General features: G+C 67.0%; 17 protein-coding genes. 8 read left to right on the top strand and 9 right to left on the bottom strand.

Annotation, left to right across the window (positions count from 1 at the left end; translation table 11 throughout):
• Both QW845_RS24965 and QW845_RS24960 read left to right on the top strand, forming a co-directional pair.
• Positions 1-3,642, top strand: a 3,642-nt coding sequence (locus QW845_RS24965; protein WP_315804176.1) for a cytochrome c3 family protein, incomplete at its 5' end; no start/stop codon positions are given.
• Complete coding sequence (locus tag QW845_RS24960; RefSeq protein WP_315804182.1) at positions 3,642-6,908, top strand: hypothetical protein; 3,267 nt, start codon at positions 3,642-3,644, stop codon at positions 6,906-6,908. The genes QW845_RS24965 and QW845_RS24960, both read left to right, overlap by 1 nt.
• Positions 6,909-6,971: 63 nt before the next feature.
• Here QW845_RS24960 and QW845_RS24955 read toward each other — a convergent pair whose 3' ends face one another.
• The 9 genes from QW845_RS24955 to QW845_RS24915 form a co-directional block, all read right to left on the bottom strand.
• On the bottom strand, positions 6,972-7,418 hold the full coding sequence (locus QW845_RS24955) for a PPC domain-containing DNA-binding protein (protein WP_315804175.1): 447 nt from the start codon (positions 7,416-7,418) through the stop codon (positions 6,972-6,974).
• Positions 7,408-9,099 (bottom strand): GMC family oxidoreductase, encoded by a 1,692-nt coding sequence (locus QW845_RS24950; RefSeq protein WP_315804174.1) that lies wholly within the window; start codon positions 9,097-9,099, stop codon positions 7,408-7,410. The genes QW845_RS24955 and QW845_RS24950 overlap by 11 nt, the downstream gene beginning before the upstream one ends.
• A complete protein-coding gene (locus QW845_RS24945) occupies positions 9,089-9,757 on the bottom strand; it encodes a gluconate 2-dehydrogenase subunit 3 family protein (RefSeq protein ID WP_315804173.1) in 669 nt (222 codons plus the stop codon). The genes QW845_RS24950 and QW845_RS24945 overlap by 11 nt, the downstream gene beginning before the upstream one ends.
• Positions 9,750-10,727: a hypothetical protein gene (locus QW845_RS24940; protein ID WP_315804172.1), complete on the bottom strand. Its 978-nt coding sequence runs from the start codon at positions 10,725-10,727 to the stop codon at positions 9,750-9,752. Before QW845_RS24940 ends, QW845_RS24945 begins: the two co-directional genes overlap by 8 nt.
• On the bottom strand, positions 10,724-11,830 hold the full coding sequence (locus tag QW845_RS24935) for an enolase C-terminal domain-like protein (RefSeq protein WP_315804171.1): 1,107 nt from the start codon (positions 11,828-11,830) through the stop codon (positions 10,724-10,726). The genes QW845_RS24940 and QW845_RS24935 overlap by 4 nt, the downstream gene beginning before the upstream one ends.
• Complete coding sequence (locus QW845_RS24930; RefSeq protein WP_315804170.1) at positions 11,830-13,605, bottom strand: thiamine pyrophosphate-requiring protein; 1,776 nt, start codon at positions 13,603-13,605, stop codon at positions 11,830-11,832. Before QW845_RS24930 ends, QW845_RS24935 begins: the two co-directional genes overlap by 1 nt.
• A 987-nt stretch (positions 13,606-14,592) precedes the next feature.
• The gene (locus tag QW845_RS24925) at positions 14,593-15,618 is read right to left on the bottom strand and encodes a class II aldolase/adducin family protein (RefSeq protein ID WP_315804169.1); all 1,026 of its coding nucleotides are present in this window, start codon (positions 15,616-15,618) and stop codon (positions 14,593-14,595) included.
• A 14-nt stretch (positions 15,619-15,632) separates the two neighbouring features.
• Positions 15,633-16,502: a TIGR01459 family HAD-type hydrolase gene (locus tag QW845_RS24920; RefSeq protein ID WP_315804168.1), complete on the bottom strand. Its 870-nt coding sequence runs from the start codon at positions 16,500-16,502 to the stop codon at positions 15,633-15,635.
• Positions 16,499-17,773, bottom strand: a complete 1,275-nt coding sequence (locus tag QW845_RS24915) for an FGGY-family carbohydrate kinase (RefSeq protein ID WP_315804167.1) — start codon at positions 17,771-17,773, stop codon at positions 16,499-16,501. The genes QW845_RS24920 and QW845_RS24915 overlap by 4 nt, the downstream gene beginning before the upstream one ends.
• A gap of 180 nt (positions 17,774-17,953) precedes the next feature.
• Between QW845_RS24915 and QW845_RS24910 the strand changes: the two genes are divergently transcribed.
• The 6 genes from QW845_RS24910 to QW845_RS24885 all read left to right on the top strand — a co-directional run bounded on the left by QW845_RS24910 (position 17,954) and on the right by QW845_RS24885 (position 24,556).
• Positions 17,954-18,943: a sugar-binding transcriptional regulator gene (locus tag QW845_RS24910; RefSeq protein WP_315804181.1), complete on the top strand. Its 990-nt coding sequence runs from the start codon at positions 17,954-17,956 to the stop codon at positions 18,941-18,943.
• A gap of 38 nt (positions 18,944-18,981) precedes the next feature.
• Positions 18,982-20,421, top strand: a complete 1,440-nt coding sequence (locus QW845_RS24905) for an extracellular solute-binding protein (RefSeq protein WP_315804166.1) — start codon at positions 18,982-18,984, stop codon at positions 20,419-20,421.
• 104 nt (positions 20,422-20,525) lie between these two features.
• The gene (locus QW845_RS24900) at positions 20,526-21,452 is read left to right on the top strand and encodes a sugar ABC transporter permease (protein ID WP_315804165.1); all 927 of its coding nucleotides are present in this window, start codon (positions 20,526-20,528) and stop codon (positions 21,450-21,452) included.
• Positions 21,453-21,463: 11 nt separating this feature from the next.
• Positions 21,464-22,321 carry a carbohydrate ABC transporter permease gene (locus QW845_RS24895; protein ID WP_315804164.1) on the top strand — a complete coding sequence of 286 codons (858 nt, stop codon included), beginning with the start codon at positions 21,464-21,466 and terminating at the stop codon, positions 22,319-22,321.
• Positions 22,322-22,327: 6 nt separating this feature from the next.
• Positions 22,328-23,431 (top strand): ABC transporter ATP-binding protein, encoded by a 1,104-nt coding sequence (locus QW845_RS24890; RefSeq protein ID WP_315804163.1) that lies wholly within the window; start codon positions 22,328-22,330, stop codon positions 23,429-23,431.
• A 15-nt stretch (positions 23,432-23,446) separates the two neighbouring features.
• Positions 23,447-24,556, top strand: a complete 1,110-nt coding sequence (locus tag QW845_RS24885; protein ID WP_315804180.1) for an ABC transporter ATP-binding protein — start codon at positions 23,447-23,449, stop codon at positions 24,554-24,556.
• Position 24,557 lies beyond the last annotated feature (1 nt).

The following is a 24,557-nucleotide window of genomic DNA, read 5'->3' as shown; positions in this document are numbered from 1 at the left end:
CCGACCGGCACGCTGCAGTGCTCGAACTGCCACAGCAACACCGCGGCGAGCTTTGCCACCTACACCATGAACCACGCGGCGGTGGCGACGGCGCGCTGCGATAGCTGTCACAACGGCAACTACACCGGCCAGGGCACCAAGGGGGCGCTCGGCACCGCGTCGTACCCGAACCACGTCGCCACCGGCGGCGCCGACTGCGTCAGCTGCCACGCCAAGGCGGCCTCGGGCGGCTTCACCAGCTGGGGCGGTGCGGCCTTCAAGCATGCCGCGACCGACACCAACTGCGCGACCTGTCACAACGGCAAGACGGCGCAGGGCATGACCACGCCGCCGCACATCCCGACCGGGACGCTGCAATGCTCGAACTGCCACAGCAGCACCGCGGCGAGCTTTGCCACCTACACCATGAACCACGCCGCGGTCGCGACGGCGCGCTGCGACAGCTGTCACAACGGCAACTACACCGGCCAGGGCACCAAGGGGGCGCTGGGCACGGCGTCATATCCGAACCACGTCGCCACCGGCGGGGCGGACTGCGTCAGTTGCCATGCCAAGGCGGCCTCGGGCGGCTTCACCAGTTGGGGCGGCGCGGCGTTTGCTCACAAGGCCACCGACACCAATTGCTCCACCTGCCACAACGGCAAGACGGCGTTGGGCATGACCACGCCGCCACATATCCCGACCGGGACGCTGCAGTGCTCGAACTGCCACAGCAACACCGCGGCGAGCTTTGCCACCTACACCATGAACCACGCCGCGGTGGCGACCGCGCGCTGCGATAGCTGCCACAACGGCTCCTACACCGGCCAAGGCACCAAGGGGGCGCTTGGCACCGCTTCGTACCCGAACCACGTCGCTACCGGCGGAGCCGACTGCGTCAGTTGTCACGCCAAGGCGGCGAGCGGCGGCTTCACCAGCTGGGGCGGTGCGGCGTTCAAGCATGCCGCGACTGACACCAGCTGCGCGACCTGCCACAACGGCAAGACCGCGCAGGGCATGACCACGCCGCCGCACATCCCGACCGGCACGCTGCAATGCTCCAACTGCCACAGCAACACCGCCGCGAGCTTCACGACCTACACCATGAACCACGCCGCGGTCGCGACCGCGCGCTGCGATAGCTGTCACAACGGCAGCTACACCGGCCAGGGTACCAAGGGCGCAATCGGAACCGCGTCGTATCCGAACCACGTTGCCACTGGCGGGGCGGATTGCGTCAGTTGCCATGCTAAGGCGGCCTCGGGCGGCTTCACCAGCTGGGGCGGCGCGGCGTTTGCTCACAAGGCCACCGACACCAACTGCGCGACCTGTCACAACGGCAAGACGGCGCAGGGCATGACCACGCCGCCGCACATCCCGACCGGGACGCTGCAATGCTCCAACTGTCACACCAACACCGCGGCGAGCTTTGCCACCTACACCATGAACCACGCCGCAGTGGCGACGGCACGCTGCGACAGCTGTCACAACGGCAGCTTCACCGGCCAGGGCACCAAGGGAGCCATGGGTACGGCGTCGTATCCGAACCACGTCGCCACCGGCGGCGCCGACTGCGTCAGTTGTCACAGCAAGGCCGCCAGCGGCGGATATGTGAGCTGGGGCGGCGCGGCGTTCACCCACTCCGCGGCCAACACCAATTGCTCAGCCTGCCACAATGGTTCGAGCGCGAAAGGCCTGACCACCCCGCCGCATATTCCGGTGACGGGCGTGCAGTGCTCGAACTGCCACAGCAACACCGCGGCGAGCTTCGCGACCTACACCATGAGCCATGCTGCCGTGCATGCCACGCGCTGCGACAGCTGTCACAACGGCTCGTATCGCAGCCAGGGCCGCAGGGGTGCGCAGGGGCCGGATCATAGCGCGAAGTCGCAGGATTGCGGCTGCTGCCACGTGCGCGCCGCCGCCAACTTTTCCACCTGGGACGACGACCCGCAGAAGCCGGCAGCAGGCTGCTCCACGACGGCGCGGTCGGTTGTTCCGGCTCAGGCGCCGGCCGTCAAGGCGGTGACGCCGGCCTCGACCGCCAACCGGACGATGACGGCAGCACCGAATCCCGATGCAGCACCCGGTACGAGCGCTGCACCGGCTGCATCTCAGGCCGGCGCTGCCGCCAAGCCTGCCGCGCCATCCAGTTCGACGCTCCTGTTCAGCAGCAAGCCGCTGGCGAACACGGCTGCGCCGTCGACGGCCCCGACAGCGGGGTCCGAAGCAGGGGCCTCCGCCGGTTCGTCCGGTTCCTCCAAGCCCGACAGTTCGGCCAAAGCTGGCGGCGCGGCGGCGTCCGTGCCGCAGCTGTTGGGCACGCCGCCCCGGATGACATCCGCGACATCGCCGCTCTCGCCGAATGATCCCCGCGGCAGGCTCTTGCCTCCAACCGATACGGGCAGCGACTCGCCGGAAGCGAAGAATGCCGGTCGGCTTCCGTCGCTGCTGCCGACGTTCAATCCGAGGGCAGGGCTTGCCGGATCGAGCACCACGGAGGCCGGTTCCAGATTCAATCACATGACGGCGCAAGGGCCATGCGCATCCTGCCATAACGGAATGACCGCGCCTGGCAAACCGCCGAAGCACGTCGCAACCGCTGCGCCGTGTGAGACCTGTCACAAGAGCACGACGACGTTCAGCGGCGCCCGGTTCAGCCATACTGGAACGACGGCGGCCTGCGCGAGCTGTCACAACGGCATGGCCGCGAGCGGCAAGCCGCAGAAGCACGTAGTCACCAGCGCGCCCTGTGAGACCTGCCACAAGAGCACGACGACGTTCAGCGGCGCCCGGTTCAGCCATACTGGAACGACGGCGGCCTGCGCGAGCTGCCACAACGGCATGGCCGCGAGCGGCAAGCCGCAGAAGCACGTGGTCACCAGCGCGCCCTGTGAGACCTGCCACAAGAGCACGACGACGTTCAGCGGCGCCCGCTTCAGCCACACCGGCACGATGGCGGCCTGCGCGAGCTGTCACAACGGCATGGCCGCGACGGGCAAGCCGCAGAAGCACGTCACGACGAATGCGCCGTGCGAGACCTGCCACAAGAGCACGACGACGTTCAGCGGCGCCCGCTTCAGCCACACCGGCACGATGGCGGCCTGTGCGAGCTGCCACAACGGCATGGCCGCGAGCGGCAAGCCCCAGAAGCACGTGGTCACCAGCGCGCCATGCGAAAGCTGCCACAAGAATACCGTGTCGTTCTCGGGCGCGCGGATGGATCACACCAGCCTGACTGCGCCGTGCGCCAGCTGTCACAACGGCTCCAACGCCACAGGAAAGTCGCCGAAGCACTTCGTGACCAACGTCCCCTGCGAGAGCTGCCACCGGACGGTGAGCTGGAGCTCGGTCAATTACCGGCATATGTCGGCGAGCTATCCGAACCATAGCGCGGCCATCGGCTGCACCGCCTGCCACAGCGGCAACTCGCAGGCCGTTCTGTTCAAGTTCGCGGCCTACAAGCCCGACTGCGCCGCCTGCCACGCCAGTGATTTCCGCCCGCAGCAGCACGCCAAGCTCGTGAAGCCGGCGCCGATGGACTACACCGTCGCCGAGCTCAAGGACTGCACAGGCGCATGCCATATCTATGCTGACAAGTCGCAGACCACCATCGTCACCCGCCGCCAGCGGCAGCACCGGGTCAATGGAGGTGGCTGGTGATGCACGGCTGCTTCAGACAAGCCGCGGCAGCGAGGTCGGCGGGATGGCTGATCGGTCTGCTGGCCGGCTTGCTCGCAATCCTGCTCGACGGGGTCTTTGGCGTTGCACCGGCCCAGCCGGTCATCGATCAGTTCGTCGCCAATGCAAATGCCACGACGATCGGAAACTGCAGCCTTCTGCGGGTCAATTTTCACGTTCGTGTCCGCTACACCGGGCATTTCCCGCTCGACCAAGGCAGCCAGCTCAGCGTCTCGCTGCAATTGGTCGACCGGGACGCCATCATGGCGCGGCGCCTGGTCAGGCGCGAAGGCGTGCGTGTCGACAATGCCCAGGGCTCCGGCCTCCAGGACGTCTATCTGACGCTCGATCAGAACAGGGGACCGATCCTCGTCGTCCAGTTTGCCAGCGAGTTCACCTATCAGATCGTCCAATCCGGCAGCTTCGAGCAGGTGGCGATCGTGGTGGCCCGAAAGGGTCCGGTGTCGGCGTGCAAGGTGAAGGCCCTGGTGCCGAGCGTAGCCGCCCCGGATGCGCCGAAACCGGTTGCGGTCCCCGGTGCGGCGGCGTCGGTCCGCAACGACAATCGCACGACGCAGCAGGCGTCCGCGGCGGACATCCGGTTTGCGGAGGCCTCGATGGACGAGGCGCGCGCGTCGATCAAGAAAGGCAATTTCAGCGCTGCGATCGATCTCCTGCGAAAGGTGCTGAAACTCCCCGAGAACGGCTCGAGCGCCGAGGCGCAGGAGCTGCTCGGCGTGGCGCGGCAGAAGGCCGGCCAGACCGCTGCCGCGCAGGCGGAATATGAAGACTATCTGCGCCGCTATCCGAGCGGCGAGGGCGCCGAGCGGGTGAGGCAGCGGCTTGCCGCGCTTCTCACCGCGACCAGCAGCGCGCCGGCGCGGCCGCGCGACATGTCTGCTGTCACGCCCGAAGGCGGAGACATGGGGGCAGGCATGTCGACCAAGGCGGCAGGGCCGAACGGGGACACCCGCTGGTCGATGTCGGGCAGCCTCTCGACCACCTTCATCACCAACGACACGACCAGCGCCGTCAAGGACAGGGCGATTGCGCCGAACCCGAATGCGGATCCCGACGCGCACCGGGTGCATCAGAACACGCTGCTGACCAATTTTGACTTTCTCGGTACCGCCGACAACGACCGCATCAGGACCAAGTTCAGGCTGGCGTTCACCCATGAGCGCCAGTTCGATACCGGGAACGACAAATACGGCGTCTCGACCGCGCAGGTCGATTACACGCTGAAGGAGGCCGACGTGACGCTGCGCGTCGGACGGCAATCCCGCAACACCGGCGGCGTGATCGGCCGCTTCGACGGCGCGGTGCTGAGCTGGCAGAAGAGCCCGGGGCTGCGCTTGAACGTGCTCGCGGGCTCGCCGAACTGGAGCCGCTTCGACGCACCGTTCAAGGATGGCAAGACGCTCTATGGCGCAAGCATCGACTTCGGCAAGATCCTGGGTGGCCTCGAGACCACGGTCTACCTGATCACGCAATACGACCGCAACATCGTCGACCGCCAGGCCATCGGCGCCGAATTCCGCTATTTCGACGCCAACAAGTCGCTGCTCGGCCTGATCGACTACGACACGCATTTCCGCGCGCTCAATGCCGCCGTGTTCTCGGGAACGTATACGTTCGAGGACAAGTCGGTGGTCAACGCCTCGTTCGATTATCGAAGAGTGCCATTTCTCTCGACCTGGAATGCGCTGCAGGGGCAGCCCTTCCTCACCCTCTACGACATGATGAAGTTCAATACCGCGGGCGAGATCAGGCAGCTCGCGATCGACCGGACGCCGACGTTCCAGTCGGCGATGGTGAGCTACTCGCGGCCATTGAATGAGACTTGGCAGGTTGCTGCCGATGCCACGGTGACCAACCTGACCGGCACGCTGCCGTCCGGCGGCGTCGACGGCACGCCGGCGAGCGGCCTCGAATATTATCTGTCGGCCCAGCTGACCGGGAACGGCATCATCAAGCCGGGCGATCTGTTCATGGGTGCGCTGCGCTACGCGAGCCTGGCGGACTCCAAGTTCTACGTTCTCGATCTTGCCACGCGCTATCCGATCACGCCCGATCTCGCCATCAGCCCGCGGCTGCGGGCGGGGTACAGGTCCGGGACCCGGACCGACCTGAAGGAGTACACGGTTCTGCCGTCGCTGCTGGTCAGCTATCTCTGGTCGAAGGAGATCAGCCTGGAAACGGAGATCGGCTATCGGTTCGTCGACAGCACGCTCGCCAACGTCAAGACGACGACCAAGGACCTGTTCGCGACGGTCACGTTGCGGCGCGATTTCAACGCCGACGGTGTCACGAAGTGCAACGCCTCGATCGTCAGTTGCGCCTGGGCCAGGCCTGCAGCGTTGCAGGGCGGGCAGGGGGCAGGCTCGGGCGACATGCCGCTGCAATCGCGCGCGTCGATCCTGCCGTCCTACATGCTGGAGACCGGTGTGCGCTACTGGTTCAGCTCCGGGCAGAATCGCTACCGCTATTTCGCCGATCAGGCTGCGACGCTTCAGGTCTCCCGGCTCGCCTATGGCGGTATGACCGGGCACAGCGGCGAGATGTTCTTCAGGATCGATGCGCTCGACGGTCCGTTCACCAACATGTTTCTGAAGGGCTATATAGGGGCGGGCAAGATCAGCTCGGGTACGCTCGTCGACGAGGACTTCGCTCCGTTCGTCAATCCGTCGTCCAAGACCGTCAGCAGCGTGGGCGGGGGGCTGCAATATGCAAATCTCGATGTCGGTTTCAACCTGCTGGAGACCGAACGCTTCCGGCTCGGCGCCTTCGTCGGCTATCAATATTGGACGGAGACGGTGGATGCTCGCGGCTGCACCCAGGTGGGCGGCAATCCGACGATCTGCGCTCCTGCGCTGGGGCCTGGCGTCAAGGTGGTGACCGAGCAGGATCGCTGGCATAGCGGACGGGCCGGTGTCTCCCTCGACACGCGGCTGTCGGACCGGCTGAGCTGGCAGGCGGAGGCCGCCTATGTCTGGACCTCGCAGAATGCGATCGATACACACTATTTCACGTTCGGGCGCGATCCTGCCTCGGGGCAAGGAACCGGCTTCCAGGCCGAGACCGTGCTGAACTACCAGCTGACCGACAATTTCCGCATCGGCATCGGTGGACGGTGGTGGCATCTCAGCACCAATGCCGTCGATTCGTTCAATCAGGTCCTGAGATATACGACGGAGCGTTATGGCGTCTTCCTCCAGGGCTCCTACCAGTTCAATCGGGCAAAATAGGCGGCCGGATTGTCGTGGCGGCTGAGCCGCGTCCGAAGGCAACCGGGAACGCCCGACCGCGCCCTATCCTGCATCCAGCCGGATCAGCGCGAGGCCCGAGTCCGGGTCGTGGGCCTTGCGCAGATGCGCCGGCGTTTCGGTAATGATGAGCTCGAGCGTCGGGCGGACATGGCCCGATCCGAGATGCCCGGCCATTGCGGAGCCGTCGCGCTTGCCGACGACCAGATGAACATGGACGGACGGCACGCCGTCGGGCGCCAGCGCGACGTCCCCGACCAGCGAGGCGACCTCAACCTGCTCGTCGACGGGATTGTCGAGATATTCGCGGTCGCCCCAGTCGAAATATCTGAGCACCACCTTTTCGAACGCGCCGATGCCGGTGATCTGCGCGGCCTCGAGACGCGCCTCGCGCGCGAAACGGCGCAGGCACTCCATGGCCTCGTCGCCGGTCTGCAGCACGACCGCGAACGTGCGCAGCCCGCCGCCGTCGTTGAGCAGCTTATGTTGCATGGGTCGCCACCTTTGTCTGTGCGCCTCGCCTGCGCGTGAGCTCTCCCCGGCGTGCCATCGCACGAATCCGGTCTGCGGTACGGCAGGCGATGGCCTGGATGGTCAGGGACGGGTTGACGCCGCCGACCGTGGGGAACACCGAGCCATCGCAGATCCACAGATTGGGGATGTCCCAGCTGCGGCAATCCGCGTCGACGACGCTGGTCCTGGGATCGTCGCCCATGCGCGCCGTGCCATTGAGATGGCAGGTGTCGTCCTCCTGGGCCCAGATGTCCGTCGCGCCGGCGGCCTGCAGGGCGCGGGTCATGAAGGCCAGCGAGTGGTCGATCAGGCGCTTGTCGTTGTCGCACCAGGAGTAGGTCACGCGGGGAATGCGCAGGCCATATTGGTCGATATCGTCGGCCAAGGTGACGCGGTTGCGCTCCTGCGGCAGCATCTCGCCGACGATCTTGAGGCCGGCGACGTGATTGTAGCTGGTCATCTCCTCGACCAGCCGCGCGCCCCACAATCCGCGCGCATGCGCCTGCGTATTGGCCCAGAGCTGCGGCAGCGGCCCCTGGCTCATATAGGCGTAGCCGCCGAAGAAGTCCTTGCCCTTGTCCTGGTAGTTCCAATGCTCGGTGATCGCCAGCGATGGCGGTCCCTTGTAGGAGCGGATCTCGTCGTCCATCACGCCCCACACCGCCTGGTTCGACTGCGTCATCAGGTTCTTGCCGACCAGGCCCGAGCTGTTGGCGAGCCCGTCCGGATATCGGTCGGTTGCCGAGTTCAACAGCAGCCGCGGCGTCTCGATCGCATAGCCGGCCACCACCACGTTGCGCGCTCGCTGGAAGTGCCAGCCGCCCTCGCGGTGATAGTGAACGCCGCTGACGAGGCCGCCATCATCGATCTCGATCCGGCCGACCATCGCGAGGTCGCGGATCTCGGCGCCGGCGGCCAGAGCGCGCGGGATCCAGGTCACCAGCGCGCTCTGCTTGGCGTTGGTCGAACATCCCGCAACGCAGAAGCCGCGGTAGACGCAGGGGTGGGCGAGGCCGCGTGGCGCCGAAAGCGTGGCGAGCGGCGTCTCGGTCCAGGAGATGCCGAGCGCCTCGCAGCCCCGGGCGAGCACGCGCGCGGCCGCATTGAGCGGATGGGCGCGATAGGGATAGCGCGGCCGCTTCGGCCCCCAGGGATAGGTGATCGGGCCTGAGATCTTCAGCGCCTGCTCGACCTCGGTGTAGTAGGCCCACATCTCGCGCCAGTCGAGCGGCCAGTCGGCGCCGTAGCCGAGCAGGGTGCGGGACTTGAACCATTCCGGGCGGAAGCGCAGCGAGACCATCGCGAAGTGGACGGTCGAGCCGCCCACCGCCTTGCCGCTGTTATTGCTGCCGAGCTGCAGCGGATTGGCGCCGTCGACGAGGCGGTCGTCGGTCCAATACAGCTTGCTCTGCTCGGCCTCGTCGGAGGCGAAATCCTCCAGCGGACGGAAATACGGGCCGGCATCGAGCGCGACCACCGAGAAGCCGTATTCGGCGAGCTTGCAGGCCAAGGTGCCGCCGCCGGCGCCGGTGCCGACGATGACGAAATCGACCGGCTCGTCGTCGCGATGGCAGCGCATCGGCACCCAGCCGCCCGGACGAAACACGTCCGGCGCACGGCCCTGTCGTGCGCGGGGCGCCTGGAGGGGATCATCGGACATGACGGTTGATCCTTGCGGCTTCGGCCTCGTGCCCGGGCGTTGCTTCCGCCGCCTCCCAGGGGTCGCGCGCGTTGTCGTCGAGACGGACGTAGCCGCGCGGGCTCGCCGGCCCGCCCCAGCCAACCTCGCTCCATGCGGCGGGATGCGAGTAGTAGGCCATCACGATGTCGCGCAGCAGCCGTCGCTTGAAGAAGTCGACGCAGCGCATGTCACCCCAGTCGGGCGCCTTCAGCTCGCCGCCCTCGGCGCGGCGCAACAGCTGATCCTGCTCGGCTTCGGCCAGCGAGGCAAAGCTCTGGCCGTGCGCGTGGCGTGCCTCCACATCGAGCGCGCGCAGGCCCCGCCGCCACGCCTCGCGCTCCCTCGGCATTCCAGCGGGACGATAGCCGTCGGAGATGCCCGCGTGGAGCTTGCGGTCGACCAGCGATGCTACCGGGATGGCCGGGCGCGTCGCGGGCTGGGGAACGATCCGCGCGGCGATCGCTTCAACCGCCGGGAATTCGCTCGCCGAGAAGAACAGCGGCCTCGCGGTGATCGCCAGCCGCTGCGCAACGACCTCGCGCGTCTTGTCGTTCCACGAAGGCCCGTCGCGCTTTGCGAGCACGTCGTAGTCCGGATAGCGGTTGGGGATCCTCGAATGGACTGGCCGGTCATGCATCGGGATGCTCCCTCATCAGTCCGAGCGCGGCGAGGCCGGCGAGCGCGAGTCCCGTGAAGCTCGGCGGCGCCGGCAGCGGCGGCCCGTTGAGGACGTTCTGGCTCCAATTGCGCCAGCCGCCCATGTTGCGCGACACGCCATAGGCGTGGAAGCCGACGCCGGCAAAACCCATTGCCGCCAGCAGCCACATCCAGACCCGCGTGAGGCGATGCCGCCGGTCGTGGGTCTTGTCCGGGTCGCGCGCGGCGGCGTTGAGCAGCATCGCCGCGCCCAGCGGGGGCAGGGTGACGGGCACCGCCATGAACGGGTCGTGAAACGCGCCGCGGAAGTGCAGCAGCCCGGCCTCGCCCGACGTCCCGAGCAGGCCGGCTGCCGTGACCGCGGCGATGGTGCGCGCCGCCGGCAGGCCGAACACATGCGGTCGCCGCGACCGGCTGGTCTCGCGCACGCGCTCCGAGCAGAAGCCCAGCAGGCCGGAGAGCAGGATCGCGATGGGGGCGCCGAGCGGCGCCCCATAGAACAAATTCTGCCAGCTGAAGCCGCCGACCTTCCTCGTGACGTTGTAGACATGAAACCCCGTGCCCATCAGCCCGGTGGCCGCGGCGAGCAGGTAGCCGCCGTCGCGCAGCCGGTGCGCGAACGGCCGCATGTCCGCGGTGCCATGCGCGCTGGTCGCCAAGGTCAGCGCTGACACCACCAGCGGCGTATACATCGCCTTGTTCTTGAACGAGCCGCGATAGTGCTCGACGCTGCTGTCGGCGAGCACCGAGGCGGCCAGCATGCCCGCGGCGCGGTTGAGCCGCCGCGCAGCGCGCACCGACGCGCCGGGCCGTGGACGCGATTTCCGCGACGGCAGCGCCGCGATGTCGATACCACGGTCCCGCTTCGCGGACCGCGGAAGCAGTGCGGCGGCCGCCAGCACCGATACGACGAGGCCGGCTCCGACCAGAAGATCGTTGTCGCTGCTCATGCCGCACTCACCGCATAGCGCGCTGCGTCGGCGTGTTTGAAGTCGAGCCCATGTCCGGGACGGCTCAGGTCCGGCGCGATCATGCCGCCGTCGGGCCGAGGGGCGCCATCGAACAGCATGTGCTCGATGCGAACGTGGTCGTGAAACCATTCCAGGTGCCGCAGCCGCGGCGCGGCACAGGCGGCGTGGAGATGCAGGGCCGGCGCGCAATGGCCGGAGAGATCGGTATGGAAGGCGTCGCAGAGCGCCGCGATCTGCAGAAAGCCGGTGACGCCGCCGCACCGGGTGATGTCGGCCTGCTGGACGTCAACCGCGCCGGCCTGCAGCATCGTCCGTACCTGATCGGTCGTGTAGCTATATTCGCCGGCGGCGACATCGAGGCCGGCGGGCGCATGTTCGCGGATCAGGCGCAGGCCGGGCAGATCGTCCGACGATACCGGCTCCTCGAACCAGGTTACGCCGAGATCGGCGAAGGGTTGCGCGAGCCCCAGCGCCTTCTTCGCGGTGTAGGCCCCGTTGGCGTCCACAAACAGCTCGGCGCGCTCGCCGATCGCAAGTCTGGCCACCTCGACCCGATGCGGATCGCGCGCGGGCTGCGAGCCCACCTTCATCTTGACATAGGCGCAGCCCTGTTCCGAAACCCAGCCGGCGAGCTGCCTGCGCAACTGGTCGTCCGAATAGCTGGTGAAGCCGCCGCTGCCGTAGATCGGGATGCCATCGCGGACCGCGCCGAGCAGCGTGCACAGCGGCAGATCCAGCAGCCGCGCCTTCAGATCATGAAGTGCGATATCGATCGCCGAGATCGCGGTCGCGGCGAGACCCTGCCGGCCGAGATTGCGGACTGCCCGCTGCATTCCCGCCCAGATGCGCTCGGGCGCGAGGGCGTCGGCCCCCTCGACAAGCGGCGCCAGCATGTCCGAGATCAGGCGGCCGATGCACGCATGCGCATAGGTGTAGCCGGTGCCGGTCCTGCCCCTCGCGGACGCCTCGACCAGCACCAGGGTGGTCGATGTCCAACTGATGGTGCCGTCGGCCTCCGGAAGATCGGTCGGGATCTCGAAGGCGCCGACGCGGAGGCGCTCGATCGGGACGGCGGAGAGCATCAGTCTTTCCCCGGCAGGATGCTGGTCACCAGCTCCTTGGCGCTGTTCTTGAGGACGCTGCCGAGCTCCGGCTCAGACGGGATCATGCTGATGAAGTTCTTGGCGTCCTTCAGCGTGATGTGCGGCGGCAGCGGCGGCACGTTGGGGTCGGTGTAGGCCTCCAGGATCACCGGCCGATCGGCCGAGAGCGCCTCGTCCCAGGCGGTGCCGACATGATCGGGATCGTCGACGAAAATTCCCTTGAGGCCGATCAGCTCGGCATAGCGGTGATAGGCGAAGTCGGGAATGCTCTGGGTCGAGAGCGTCTTGCCGGAGCCGAGCTGGATGCGCTCCTCCCAGGTGACCTGGTTGAGATCGCGATTGTTGAGCACGAGCACGATGAGGCGGGGATTGCTCCACTCGCGCCAATATTTGCCGATCGTGATCATCACGTTGATGCCGTTCATCTGCATCGCGCCGTCGCCCATGCAGGCGATCACCGTGCGCTCGGGATAGGCCATCTTGGCGGCGAGCGCGTAAGGCGTGCCGGCACCGAGCGAGGCGAGGCCGCCGGACAGCGAGGCCTTCATGCCGCGCCGCATCTTCAGATCGCGCGCGTACCAGTTGGCGGCCGAGCCGGAATCGGCGGTGACGATGGCGTTGTCGGGCAGACGCGGCGACAATTCCCAGAACACGCGCTGCGGGTTGAGCGGATCGGCGGAGTCCATCGCGCGGCGCTCCAGCGTCTGCCACCAGTCGCGCACGCCGTCCTCGATCCCGCTGCGCCAGCTGTCTTTCGGCTTCTGCTCCAGCAGCGGCAGCAGCGCGCGCAAGCTCGCCGCGCTGTCGCCGACGAGATTGACCTCCATCGGGTAGCGCAGGCTCAACCGTGTGCCGTCGATGTCGATCTGCACGCCGCGGGCGTCACCGGGTTTCGGCAGGAATTCGCTGTAGGGAAACGCCGACCCGACCATCAAAAAGGTGTCGCACGACTTCATCATGTCCCAGCTCGGCTTGGTGCCGAGCAGGCCGATCGAGCCGGTGACGAACGGAAGATCGTCGGGGAGGGCGGCCTTGCCGAGCAGCGCCTTGGCCACGCCGGCCTGCAGCCGCTCGGCGACCGCGATCACCTCATCGGTTGCCCCGAGCGCGCCGGCGCCGACCAGCATCGCGACCTTGCGGCCGCTGTTGAGCACGTCGGCCGCGCCACGGAGCTGCGATGCGTCCGGAACCTGCGCCGGCCCGGCGTAGCCGAGGCCCGTATGCGTGGTGCCGTGAGCGAGCGGCGGATCCTCGTAGTCCAACTCCTGCAGATCCTTCGGCAGGATGATGCAGGTCACCGCACGCCGGGTCTGGGCGATGCGGACGGCGCGATCGACGAGGTGGCGGACCTGCTCCGGCACGGTCGCCTGTTCCACATAGTCGGCGACATCGTTGAACAGCGTCTTGAGGTCGACCTCCTGCTGATAGCTCGCCCCGATCGAGGCGCGCGCGGCCTGGCCGACCAGGGCGACCACCGGCACGTGATCCATCTTGGCATCATAGAGCCCGTTCAGAAGATGAATCGCACCGGGGCCCGATGTAGCGTAGCAGAGCCCGACCTGCCCGGTGAACTTCGCATGCGCCGACGCCATGAACGCGGCCATCTCCTCATGCCGGACCTGGACGTAGCTCATCACGTCCTGCGCCTTGTCGAGCGCGACGTCGAGACCGCCCACGCCGTCGCCGGGATATCCGTACACGCGGTGAAGGCCCCATTCGGACAAACGATGCCAAACGAATTCGCTGACGTTCATGGACGTGATCCCTGGGTCGGAATGGCTTTGAGCGGCGCTGCTGTCCATCAAACGTGCCGAGCGGACAAAACGTTGCTGACTGAACGAGAATTCATGTTGTTCCGGGAGAACTCATCGAGCGGAACTTGCTCCTCGCTCCCGGGAACCGGTCGGATGTGCCGAAGGTCTGCCGTGGTCGCCGCTTCGCCGCACGCGGCGTCAAGCGCAATGCGCAACGGCCTCGCGGCGCGCGACGCGTCCGAGCTGTTCGGTTCGTTCCGCCCTCGAGAGAACAGAGGGCGCGGGGAATGCCGGGCGCTGGCCGCACCCATGGCCCGCCTGCGAAAAAAATGCAGGCGGCAGGAACCACAGGTTCAGCCGAGACATCCCGGCATTCCCCGCGCGATGGTTGGGCGGCTTATACGTACTCTCCCCGGGGACCGGGCTTGTTTGCCCCCGTCACGGACGGATCATCATCACCATCCGCTTGGTCTCAGCATCGGGAGACCAGGACCATACGACTTCACCGGCACATCGGCTCGTTTCGTCCGCATGACCAGGTCACGCTGCGAACCCACGCACCCACCGCATCCCGCACCCGCGCGTCGTGACGATCGCGAAGCGCCCCTCATAGCGAGGCAGGACCCGTATAGACAATCACATATTCTGATAAAGCGAAAGAAGAATATTTTTCGGCAGAGGACTGGACAGAGGTGATCTCGTTGAAGTCATGAGGGAAACAATTTTAGCGGAGCACGACGGTGGGCCGCGATTGGCCCGAAGGGCATCTGGAGTTGAACTGACGTAGAGAAGGTGGCCGAAGCCACTCTGTTTCGACGCGGGCCGCAACATCGAGATTCCAGTCGATGCGTCGTGGCTTGCTCGGTACACTCGCTCGCTCTTGTCCGCCGTCGCTGCAAGAGCAAAGGCGGGTCCGGGAATCCTGGTGAAGAATACAGGAGGAAGCGCGCCGCGATCTCGGAGTCCGTAAGACGATATCGCCCGTCGTTACCCGCGGCTTGCCGTCAGTTGCTGGCGGTAACGTTCGGCGTCCCAGTTGAGCAGCAACTGCTCGTGCTGCGAGGAGAGATAGCCGATATCGGCCGATAGCGGCAGGCGGCTGGTCACGAGCGCGAGGCAGCTCAGCATGGCCTCGGCGCCCGGGCTGGCGTCGCTGCGGATGATGGCACCGAGACCCGGCGCGAGCGCTGCGACGGGCGCGGGCAGGCGGCTCGCTTCGGCGCGCGCGAGCAGCGTGGCGAGGTCGCTGGCGCTCTCGACCGTCGGCAGGCCCGGGCCGAGAAACACGACGTGGTCCGGATACAATGAGCCGCCGGTCGCGATGGCGCGGTTGAACGGATCGGTGGCGATGCCGTGGCTACCAGCATCCTGCGGCAGGCGATAGGCGGTGCCGGCGCACAGACGGCGCAAGGCCGCTGCGTCGGCAGCAGGCGCCGGGCGTACCGGCAGCGCCAGCCGGTGCTCGACGTCATGGACCAGCGCCTCGGCCTGATCGCAGCTCTCGGCACCGACGACGAGGCCGTGATTGCCGAGGGTCAGCACGTCGATGCGGTCGCGCGCGACGATGGCGCTCACTGCGCGCGCCAGCGGCAGCCCGGGATGAAAGTAATCGAGATGGCGCCAGGCGAGCCCGTCCAGCCGCGCCGCAAAGTCATCGCGCGCATCGCGCCGCGCCGCCCAGGCGATGGTGTTGACGGCGTGCACGTGCAGCACGACCCGGTGCGGCAGTAGCGCATGCAGCGCGGTCTCGATCGAGGCGCGCAGGGGACCGGGAGCGGCCAGCGGAATGCGCTCGTCGTCAGCGGCGAGCGCGTCGCGCGCCGCCGGCAGGAGCACAGGCACGAAGATGTCCTTCGCGTCGGCATCGGCAAGCCAGGTGCCGGACGCCTTCACCCACAGCACATCATCCTGCTTGAGCGAGGAGTTGCCGCCGGCGCCTTGCACCAGCTCGATGTTGCGGCCGACCCGCGCCGACATCCGGCGCAACTCCTGAAGCTCGGCTGGCTCGCGCATTTCGCATCTCCTTCTCACCAAGAAAGGTGCTGCATCGTCCAGTTCGGCATGCGGCCGGGCGAAGCTGCGAGCTTGCGCGTTGCCGCAGCCAGGTCGGGCGCGCCGGCCAAGGTCGTGCGATGCACGCCATCGCCGAGCAGCAGGCTCTGCAGGCCTGCGGCGCGGGCGCCGGCGACGTCATGGTCGAGCGAGTCGCCGATCATCAGCACGCGGTGCGGATCCGGATCGCCGAGCTGCTCCAGCGCGGCCGCGAAGATCGGTTGGTATGGCTTGCCGACGAAGCTCACCGGACCGCCGAGCCACTCATAGGCGCGCGCGAGCGTGCCGGGGGCAGGCACGAGGCCGGCCGCACCGAACATCATCAGGTCGGGATTGGCACAGATCATCGGCACGCCGCGCGCCGCCGCTCCGGTGAAGCGATCGCGCCAGGGGTCCGGCTCGGCGAGGTCGTCATCGAGGCCGCCGAGCAGGATGAAGTCGGCGTCCCGCATATCCGTCACGAGGACGAGATCGAGCCCGTCGATCAGCGAGCAGTCGCCGCCCCTGGTGATCAGGAAGCAGGCGCTGCCGCAATCGGTGAACGGCGCGCGCGTCCGGTCGCGTAGTCCGCTCCAGGTCACCTCGCCCGAGGTGAGAATGCCGTCATAGGCCGAGCGCGGCAGGCCGAGCCGGGCGAGGCGCTCGGCATTGGCGCTCGCGCGCTTGCCGGAGTTCGACAGCACCAGGATCTGCTTGCCGGCCTCGCGCAGCCGCAGGACGCAGTCGTGAGCCGCGGGAAGCACCGTCCGGCCGTCATGCAGCGTGCCCCATTGATCGAGCAGGACGTGATCGAACCGCTCGGCGATGGCGGACAGGCCGCTGATCTCGCACGCTGCCGCCGTCATTGCGGCGGTCCCTGCAGCGCCAGCAGCGCCGCGCCGTAGCTCGCTTCGGTCTGCGCGGCGACGCTGACGGGCACGCCAATGATGCGCCGGCGGATATCGGTCCAGGCGTCGTTCCGGGCGCCACCGCCGATGCTGATCACGCGCCGCAGCGCCGGCGCGCCGAGCGCCTGGAGACGCTGATAGGCCATCGCCTCGACGCTTGCGATGCCTTCGAGCAGCGCCTGGAAGAAGCGGTGATCCTCGGCCGGGCGCGGCGTGATCTTTGGTGCGAGGGCGGGGTCGGCGATGGGGAAGCGCTCGCCGGGTTTGGGCAGCGGATAGTAGTCGAGCCCGGTGGGCTTGTCCGGGCGCAGCAGCGGGGTCATGCGGTCCATGTCGGCGGCGGTGAAATGCGCGAGCAGCGCGGCGCCCCCGGAGTTCGATGCGCCGCCGGCGAGCCATTTGTCACCGAGCCGGTGCGAGTAGACGCCCTGACCGGCGGCGAAGATCGGCTGCGTCGCGACCAGCTTCACCACCAGCGTGGTGCCGAGCGACGTCACCGCATCGCCCGGCGTCGCGGCGCCGGTGGCGATGAAGGCGGCGACGCCGTCGGTCGTGCCGGCGACGATGCGCGCCGACGGCGACAGACCGAGCGCGCGTGCGGTCGACGGATCGACCTCGGCGAACGGCGTGCCCGGCGCCAGAATGCTCGGCAGGACGTCATGGGGAACGCCGAGGCGATCGATCCAGCGCGGCCATTCACGCCTGACGGGGTCATAGCCGAGCTTCAGCGCGTTGTTCTCGTCGCTGACGCCGTGGCGGCCGGCGAGGCGTCCGGCGATCCAGTCGGCCTGATGCACGGCGTGCCGCGCGCCTGTCGTGGAGGCGAGCAGATGCATGAGCTTGGCGAGCGGGCTGCTCGTGCCATGCGCGCCGCTTTCGGGCGGCGCCACCGCGGCGATCCGCCTGGCTTCGCCGACCGCGCGCGCATCGTTGTACATCAGTCCGTGCGAGCGGGGCCGTCCGTCGGCGTCGATCAGCAGCAAGGTGCCCGAGGTGCCGTCGACCGCGATGCGCGCGATGGCGCCGAGATCGACGATCCTGCCGAGCTTGTCGAGCGCTGCGACCGTCGCCTGCCACCACAGCTCGGGATCCTGGTCGACGGCGTTGCCGTCCTGGCGCGGCGCGGCGAGCGGAACTGCGGCTGCGCCCTTGATCTCGCCGCTCGCGTCGGCGGCGCAGGCGCGCACACCGCTCGTGCCCACGTCGATGCCGACAAACAACTCCGTCATGCGACCTCATCCCGTTGTGCGCCGGCGAGCATGCCTGTGCTTGCCCGGCGCGTCATCCCTGACGCGCTGCAGCACGTTTGGGGGATTGACGGCCGGATCGCCGTCTGCAATTTTTTGCAAGGTGTGAAGAAATTTGCAAGCAGGCATTCAAGCGTGACGACAGCTTCCGACAGGGCGTCGATGGTGGACGGCGAGGCTTCGCTGGCGACGCGCGCCGCATGGCTGTATTTCGCGGCCGGGCTGACGCAGTCGGAGGTCGCCGATCGGCTCAACATCCAGAGCACGAAGGCGCATCGCCTGATCGCGCGCGCCAGCCGCGAGGGCATGATCCGTGTCTTCGTCGAGGGTCCCGTCGCCGAATGCGTCGCACTCGAGAACGCGCTGGCCGAACGCTACGGGCTCGACTTCTGCCGTGTCGCGCCGGATCTCGGCGAGGGCGACCTGCCGCTGAAGGCGCTGGCGCTGGAGGGCGCGAGCTTCCTGCGCCAGGTGCTGGAGCGCGGCGACGACAAGATCATCGGTGTCGGCCACGGCCGCACGCTCGCGGCCGTGGTGGCGCAACTGCCGCAGACGCCGGCGCGCGACGTGCAGTTCGTGTCGCTGCTCGGTGGCCTGACGCGCAAATTCGCCGCCAATCCGTTCGACGTGATCCATCGCCTGGCCGAGCGCACCGGCGCCGAAGCCTATCTGCTGCCGGTGCCCGTGTTCGCCAACTCCGTCGCCGACCGCCGCGTGCTGATGCAGCAGTTCGGCATTGCCGACGTGTTTGCTCTCGCGCAGAAGGCTTCGCTGCTGTTCGTCGGCATCGGCCAGATCCATGCCGACGGCTTCCTGGTGTCGAGCGGCATGATCAAGCCGGACGAGGTCGTCGAGCTGAAGCGCGCCGGCGCCTGCGCCGACCTGCTCGGGCATTTCTTCAACGCCCAGGGCGAGCTGCTCGATCTCGATCTTTCGGCGCGGGCCACCTCGATGGCCGCTGCCGATCTGAAGAAACACCGCATCGTCGCCATCGGCGGCGGCGAGGCGAAGATCACGGCCCTGCGCGCTGTGCTGCGCAGCGGCTTCCTGAATGGCCTCATCATCGACGAGGCGACCGCTCAGGCATTGGCGACTGACAAGCCGGAGAAGACATCCGGCAACTCCAAGAACAAGAGTCGGAAGGGCAGGTAACGCGAACACGTCTCTACAAAAAACAAAGGGAGGGTTGAATGTACGATCGTGAGAAGAATCTCTTTGCGTCCTATGCCGGCAAGCGCATCAGCCGGCGTGATCTGCTCGACGGTGCCGCCAAGCTCGGCATTGCCGGTGTCGCCGCCAATGCCGCCTTTGCGTCCGCGATGTCGAAGGCGATGGCCGCTGACTTCAATTGGAAGGCGCATAGCGGCAAGACCGTCAAGCTGCTCTTGAACAAGCATCCTTACGTCGATGCGATGATCGGCGACATCGAGGCGTTCAAGAGCCTCACCGGCATGAACGTCACCTACGACATCTTCCCGGAGGACGTCTATTTCGACAAGGTGACGGCGGCGCTGTCGTCGAAGTCCGACCAGTACGACGCCTTCATGACCGGCGCCTACATGACCTGGACCTATGGTCCGGCCGGCTGGATCGAGGACCTCAACACCTACATCAAGGATCCCGCCAAGACCAATCCGGCCTTCGCCTGGGACGACGTGCTGCCCGGCCTGCGGTCGTCGACGGCCTGGGATGGCGTCGCCGGCTCCGAGCTCGGCTCCGGCAAGGCCAAGCAGTGGTGCATTCCGTGGGGCTACGAGCTCAACAACATCACCTATAACCGCAAGATATTCGACAAGGTCGGCGTCAAGCCGCCGAAGAACCTCGACGAGATGCTCGACGTCGCGGCCAAGATCACCAAGGATGCCGGCGGTCCCTACGGCGTCGGTGTGCGCGGCTCGCGCTCCTGGGCCACCATCCATCCGGGCTTCCTATCGGCCTACGCCAATTTCGGCCAGAAGGATTTCGTGATGGAGGGCGGCAAGCTCAAGGCCGCGATGAACACCAAGGCCTCGAAGGACTTCCACGAGAAGTGGGTCAGGATGATCCAGGGCTCGGGCCCCAAGAACTGGTCGACCTACACCTGGTACCAGGTCGGCACTGATCTGGGCGCCGGCGCCTCCGGCATGATCTTCGACGCCGACATTCTCGGCTACTTCATGAACGGCGGCGAGAACAAGGAGCGCGGCAATCTCGGCTACGCGCCGTTTGCAGCCAATCCGGCCGCCAAGGCGCCGACGCCGAACGTCTGGATCTGGTCGCTGGCGATGTCGAGCTTCTCCAAGCAGAAGGATGCGGCCTGGACGTTCATGCAGTGGGCGGCCTCCGTCGAGCATGATCTGTTCGGCGCCCGCAAGATGGACTTCGTCAATCCGGTCCGCGCCTCTGTGTGGAAGGACAGCGAATTCCGCGACCGCATCGCCAAGTCCTATCCCGGCTATCTCGAGCAGCATGACCTCTCGGCACCGGGAGCGAAGATCTACTTCACGGCGCAGCCGCTGTTCTTCGACCTCACGACGGAGTGGGCGGCCTCGCTGCAGAAGATGGTGGCCAAGGAGATCAGCGTCGACGAGGGCCTCGACAAGCTGGCCGAGAGCATCAACCGTCAGTTGAAGCAGGCCGGCCTCGGCTGAGGCTGGACGCGGACTCTCCACGACCACCCGCCGGTCCGGCCGCTCCCCCACGGGCGTCCGGACCGGCCCATCACCGCGAATGTGTGATCACGCCTGTCATGAGCATGGCTGAACTTGTCGAAACCAACGCGGCGCCGCGCCGCGCGAAGAGATGGCGCGGACGGCTGCTGCCATATCTGCTGAGCCTGCCGGCGCTGCTGGTCTGCATCGCCATCCTGGTGCCATTCGTGACCGCGGCGATCTATTCGCTGCAGCGCTACCGGCTCAACCTGCCTTACTTGCGCGGCTTCATCGGTGTCGACAACTACATCGACTTCCTGTCCGATCCTGCGTTCTGGAACACGCTGCGGATCTCGCTCGTCTACACCGCGGTGACCGTGATCGCCGAACTGCTGCTCGGCCTCGGCATCGCGCTCCTGCTGCGGCGGCCGACGCGCTTCCACAACGCCGTCTCGATCATGCTGCTGCTGCCGCTGATGACGGCGCCGGCGATCGCCGCGCTGATGTGGAAGCTGATGACCAATCCGAGCTTCGGCATCCTGTCCTATCTTGTCGGCCTGTTCGGCGCGCACGATTTCAAGTGGGCGTCCGATCCGTCGACCGCGCTGTTCACCGTCGTGCTGGTCGACGTCTGGGTCTACACGCCCTTTATCATGATCCTGCTCTTGGCCGGCCTGCGCTCGCTGCCGCGGCAGCCGTTCGAGGCGGCGGCGCTCGACGGCGTGCCGGCGAGCTTCGTGTTCTTCCGCATCACCCTGCCCATGCTCGCGCCCTACATCATCACGGCGTCGCTGTTCCGGCTGCTCGACTCCATCCAGCAGTTCGACATCGTCTATGCGATGACGCAGGGCGGCCCCGGCGACCGGCTGATGGTGTTCCAGGTGCAGGCTTATCTGGAATTTTTCCAGTACACCAATGTCGGACGCTCGGCGGCGCTTTTGATGATCCTGTGGCTGATCACCAACATCCTGTCGAACATCTTCATCAAGAACTGGCTGCGGCTGCGCGAACGCGCCCACGGTCACGCCTGAGGAGGCCGCCGATGGATCATTCCAGTCTCGCCGGGCGCATCTTCCGCGGCATTGCGCTCTCGCTGGTGCTCGTCTTCTTCATGTTCCCGATCGTCTGGATCCTCATGATGTCGTTCCAGAGCAACGAGCAGATCCTGCGTATCCCGCCGCGCATCCTGTTCGAGCCGACGCTCGCCAATTACGAGGCGCTGATCTCGGGACAGCTCCGTACGGCAGCCGGCAATCTGCAGATCTCGTTCATGCGTAACCTCATGAACAGCTTCATCCTGTCGAGCGCCTCGGTGATCCTGGCGCTGCTGCTCGGCGTGCCCGCGGCCTATGCGTTCGCGCGGTTCAAGTTCCGGCTCGGCGAGACCATCGCCTTCACGCTGCTGTCGTTCCGCTTCGCGCCGCCGCTCCTGGTGCTGCTGCCGCTGTCGCTGTACTACCAGCAGCTCGGCTTGAACGACACGTATTTCGGCATCGTCTGGGTCTACCAGCTGATCGCGCTGCCGCTGATCCTGTGGATCGTGCGCGGCTATTTCGAGGACATCAGCCCCGACATCGAGCATGCCTACCGGCTGGCCGGGCATTCCTGGCGCGAGGCCTTCACGCGCATTGCCGTTCCGTTGGCGGGACCCGGGATCGCGGCGGCGGGCTTGCTGTCCTTCATCTTCTGCTGGAACAATTTCGTGTTCGCGCTGATCCTGGCCTCCGCCGACAAGCAGCCGGTGACGGTCGGGGCGCTCGCCTTCGTGACGGCGTCCGGCATCCAATATGGCCAGATCGCAGCCGCAATCGTGCTGTCGGTGACGCCGACCTTGCTGCTCGCGCTCTATGCGCAGCGCTATCTGGTCGAAGGTCTCTCGCTCGGTGCAGTGAAGGGTTGAGGATACATGGCGCGTCTCGAACTCCAATCGGTCGACAAGAGCTTCGGCGCCGCAAGCTGCGCCAAGGGCGTGTCGCTCGCGGTCGAGCCCGGCGAGATCGTCGCGGTGTTCGGCCCGTCCGGGAGCGGCAAGACCGTGCTGCTGCGCATGATCGCCGGCATGTTCGAGCCTGATGCGGGCGACATCCTGGTCGGGGGCCGTTCGATCGTCGATGCGGCGCCGGAGCAGCGCGGCATCGGCATGGCGTTCCAGAACTTTGCGCTGTTTCCGCATATGAGCGCGCGAGACAACATCGCCAGCGGCCTGCGGGCGACGGGCGCAGCCGATGTCGCGGCGAAGGTTGCGGCGATGAGCCGGCTGTTGAAGATCGAGCACGTGCTCGGCCACAAGCCTCGTGAACTGTCGAACGGCCAGAAGCAGCGCACCGCGCTGGCGCGCGCTCTGATCGGCAATCCTGAGGTGCTGCTGCTCGACGATCCCTTGCGCAACGTCGATGCCAAGCTGCGCTACGAGATGCGGCTGGAGCTGCCGAGCCTGCTGCGCCGGAGCTCTGCGGCGGTGCTTTATGTGACGCAGGATTATCGCGAGGCGATGGCGATCGCCGATCGCATTGCCGTGCTGATCAATGGCCGCCTGGTGCAGGTGGCGCGTCCGGAGGAGATCTATGCGCGGCCGGCGTCGGTTGCGGTGGCGCGGCTGTTCGGCGATCCCAGCATCAATCTCTCGGAGGTCGTGCCGGTGGTGGAGCAGGGCCGGTTGATAGCGGCTATCGCCGGGACGCAGGTCCGGCTCGACGTCGATGATCTGCCGGCGGATGCGCGGGAGCGCTGCTGGCTGGGCGTGCGGCCGGACGATGTCGCGGTGACGCGCCATGGCGGTGAAGGCGCGATCCCCGCACGCACCGTCGCCGTCACCCCGATTCATGAGCGTGCCGTGGTGCTGCTGCGCTTTGCTGACGGATCCGAGTGGCTGGCGGCGCTGGCGCCCGAGGCGCTGGAAGCCGGCGCCGACGAGGACGTGTTCGTGCGGTTCGTGCCTGAAGCGGCGCTGCTGTTCGACCATGCGACGGGAGACCGTATTGGTGTCTTGCCGCGTCGGCAGGCGGCGTGAGGATGTGAGATGGGCATGCTCGAGATCCGCAACGTCGACAAGGTCTATCACAGCCGAGGCAAGGCGCCGGTTCACGCGGTGCGCGCGCTCGACATGGAGGTGAAGGCCGGCGAGATCGTCGCGCTGCTCGGCTCGTCCGGCTGCGGCAAGACCTCGACCTTGCGCATGATCGCCGGCTTCGAGAGTGTGAGCTCTGGATCGATCGCGCTGGCGCAGCGGCCGATCCATGATCTGGCGCCGGCGAAGCGCAGGGTCGCGATGGCGTTCGAAGGCTATTCGCTGTATCCGCCGCTGACGGTGCGCGAGAATATCGCCTTCGCCCTGAAGGCGCAGCAGTTGTCGCGCGTCGAGATCGCCCACCGCGTCGACAGCATCGCCCGCCTGGTCGAGATCGAGGACATTCTCGATCATCATCCGCGCGCGCTCTCCGGCGGCCAGCAGCAGCGGGTGTCGCTGGCACGGGCGCTGGTGCGCGATGCCGACCTTTATCTGCTCGACGAGCCGATGGGCCAGTTGGAGCCGCAATTGCGCGCGGTGCTGCGCGGCCGCATCAAGGGCCTGCTCGCCGAGCGCGGCATGACCGCGATCTTCGTGACCCATGACCAGACCGAGGCGAGCGCGCTCGCTGATCGCATCGCCGTCATGGAGGATGGCGTGCTGCAGCAGTTCGCTGGGGAACGCGAGCTGAAGAACCGTCCGGCCAATCTGTTCGTCGCGAGCTTCATCGGCGAGCCGCCGATGAATCTGCTGGAGACTGTGGTGACGCAGGAGGAAGGCGGGTTCCGCTTGTCTGTCGGCTCCGATGTTGCCTTTCATATTCCCGGGCAGACGTTGGACGTGGCAGGACAGCAGACGCTGGTGCGGACCGATCGGATCAAGGTCGGCATCCGGCCGCAGCGGATCGCGATCGGCAGCGGCGAGGCGCGGCTGCGCGTGGTCTCCAACCAGTGGCTCGGCGATCAGTCGCATATTGCGGGCGAATGCGCCGGTCATCTGCTGGTCGCGGTGACATCGAGCAAGATCGCGGCGCGGCCGGGCGATGTCGTGCCCTGCGCGCTGGAGTCACGCCATCTCCACATTTTCGGCGCCGACGGCATCTGCGTCCGCCACGCGGAGGCGCGCTGAC

The organism is Bradyrhizobium sp. SZCCHNS3002 (assembly GCF_032377435.1).
GTDB lineage: Bacteria > Pseudomonadota > Alphaproteobacteria > Rhizobiales > Xanthobacteraceae > Bradyrhizobium.
The sequence above is the reverse complement of the archived record's forward strand: the minus strand, read 5'-3'. Positions and strand labels throughout refer to the sequence as shown.

What these genes read in the sequence shown, in the direction of transcription:
- QW845_RS24930 (WP_315804170.1), bottom strand. Translation starts at nt 13,605, where the DNA reads ATGAACGTCAGCGAATTCGTTTGGCATCGTTTGTCCGAATGGGGCCTT.
- QW845_RS24955 (WP_315804175.1), bottom strand. Translation starts at nt 7,418, where the DNA reads ATGCAACATAAGCTGCTCAACGACGGCGGCGGGCTGCGCACGTTCGCG.
- QW845_RS24890 (WP_315804163.1), top strand. Translation starts at nt 22,328, where the DNA reads ATGGCGCGTCTCGAACTCCAATCGGTCGACAAGAGCTTCGGCGCCGCA.
- QW845_RS24895 (WP_315804164.1), top strand. Translation starts at nt 21,464, where the DNA reads ATGGATCATTCCAGTCTCGCCGGGCGCATCTTCCGCGGCATTGCGCTC.
- QW845_RS24910 (WP_315804181.1), top strand. Translation starts at nt 17,954, where the DNA reads ATGGTGGACGGCGAGGCTTCGCTGGCGACGCGCGCCGCATGGCTGTAT.
- QW845_RS24885 (WP_315804180.1), top strand. Translation starts at nt 23,447, where the DNA reads ATGCTCGAGATCCGCAACGTCGACAAGGTCTATCACAGCCGAGGCAAG.
- QW845_RS24935 (WP_315804171.1), bottom strand. Translation starts at nt 11,830, where the DNA reads ATGCTCTCCGCCGTCCCGATCGAGCGCCTCCGCGTCGGCGCCTTCGAG.
- QW845_RS24925 (WP_315804169.1), bottom strand. Translation starts at nt 15,618, where the DNA reads ATGCGCGAGCCAGCCGAGCTTCAGGAGTTGCGCCGGATGTCGGCGCGG.
- QW845_RS24920 (WP_315804168.1), bottom strand. Translation starts at nt 16,502, where the DNA reads ATGACGGCGGCAGCGTGCGAGATCAGCGGCCTGTCCGCCATCGCCGAG.
- QW845_RS24940 (WP_315804172.1), bottom strand. Translation starts at nt 10,727, where the DNA reads ATGAGCAGCGACAACGATCTTCTGGTCGGAGCCGGCCTCGTCGTATCG.
- QW845_RS24900 (WP_315804165.1), top strand. Translation starts at nt 20,526, where the DNA reads ATGGCTGAACTTGTCGAAACCAACGCGGCGCCGCGCCGCGCGAAGAGA.
- QW845_RS24915 (WP_315804167.1), bottom strand. Translation starts at nt 17,773, where the DNA reads ATGACGGAGTTGTTTGTCGGCATCGACGTGGGCACGAGCGGTGTGCGC.
- QW845_RS24905 (WP_315804166.1), top strand. Translation starts at nt 18,982, where the DNA reads ATGTACGATCGTGAGAAGAATCTCTTTGCGTCCTATGCCGGCAAGCGC.
- QW845_RS24945 (WP_315804173.1), bottom strand. Translation starts at nt 9,757, where the DNA reads ATGCATGACCGGCCAGTCCATTCGAGGATCCCCAACCGCTATCCGGAC.
- QW845_RS24960 (WP_315804182.1), top strand. Translation starts at nt 3,642, where the DNA reads ATGCACGGCTGCTTCAGACAAGCCGCGGCAGCGAGGTCGGCGGGATGG.
- QW845_RS24950 (WP_315804174.1), bottom strand. Translation starts at nt 9,099, where the DNA reads ATGTCCGATGATCCCCTCCAGGCGCCCCGCGCACGACAGGGCCGTGCG.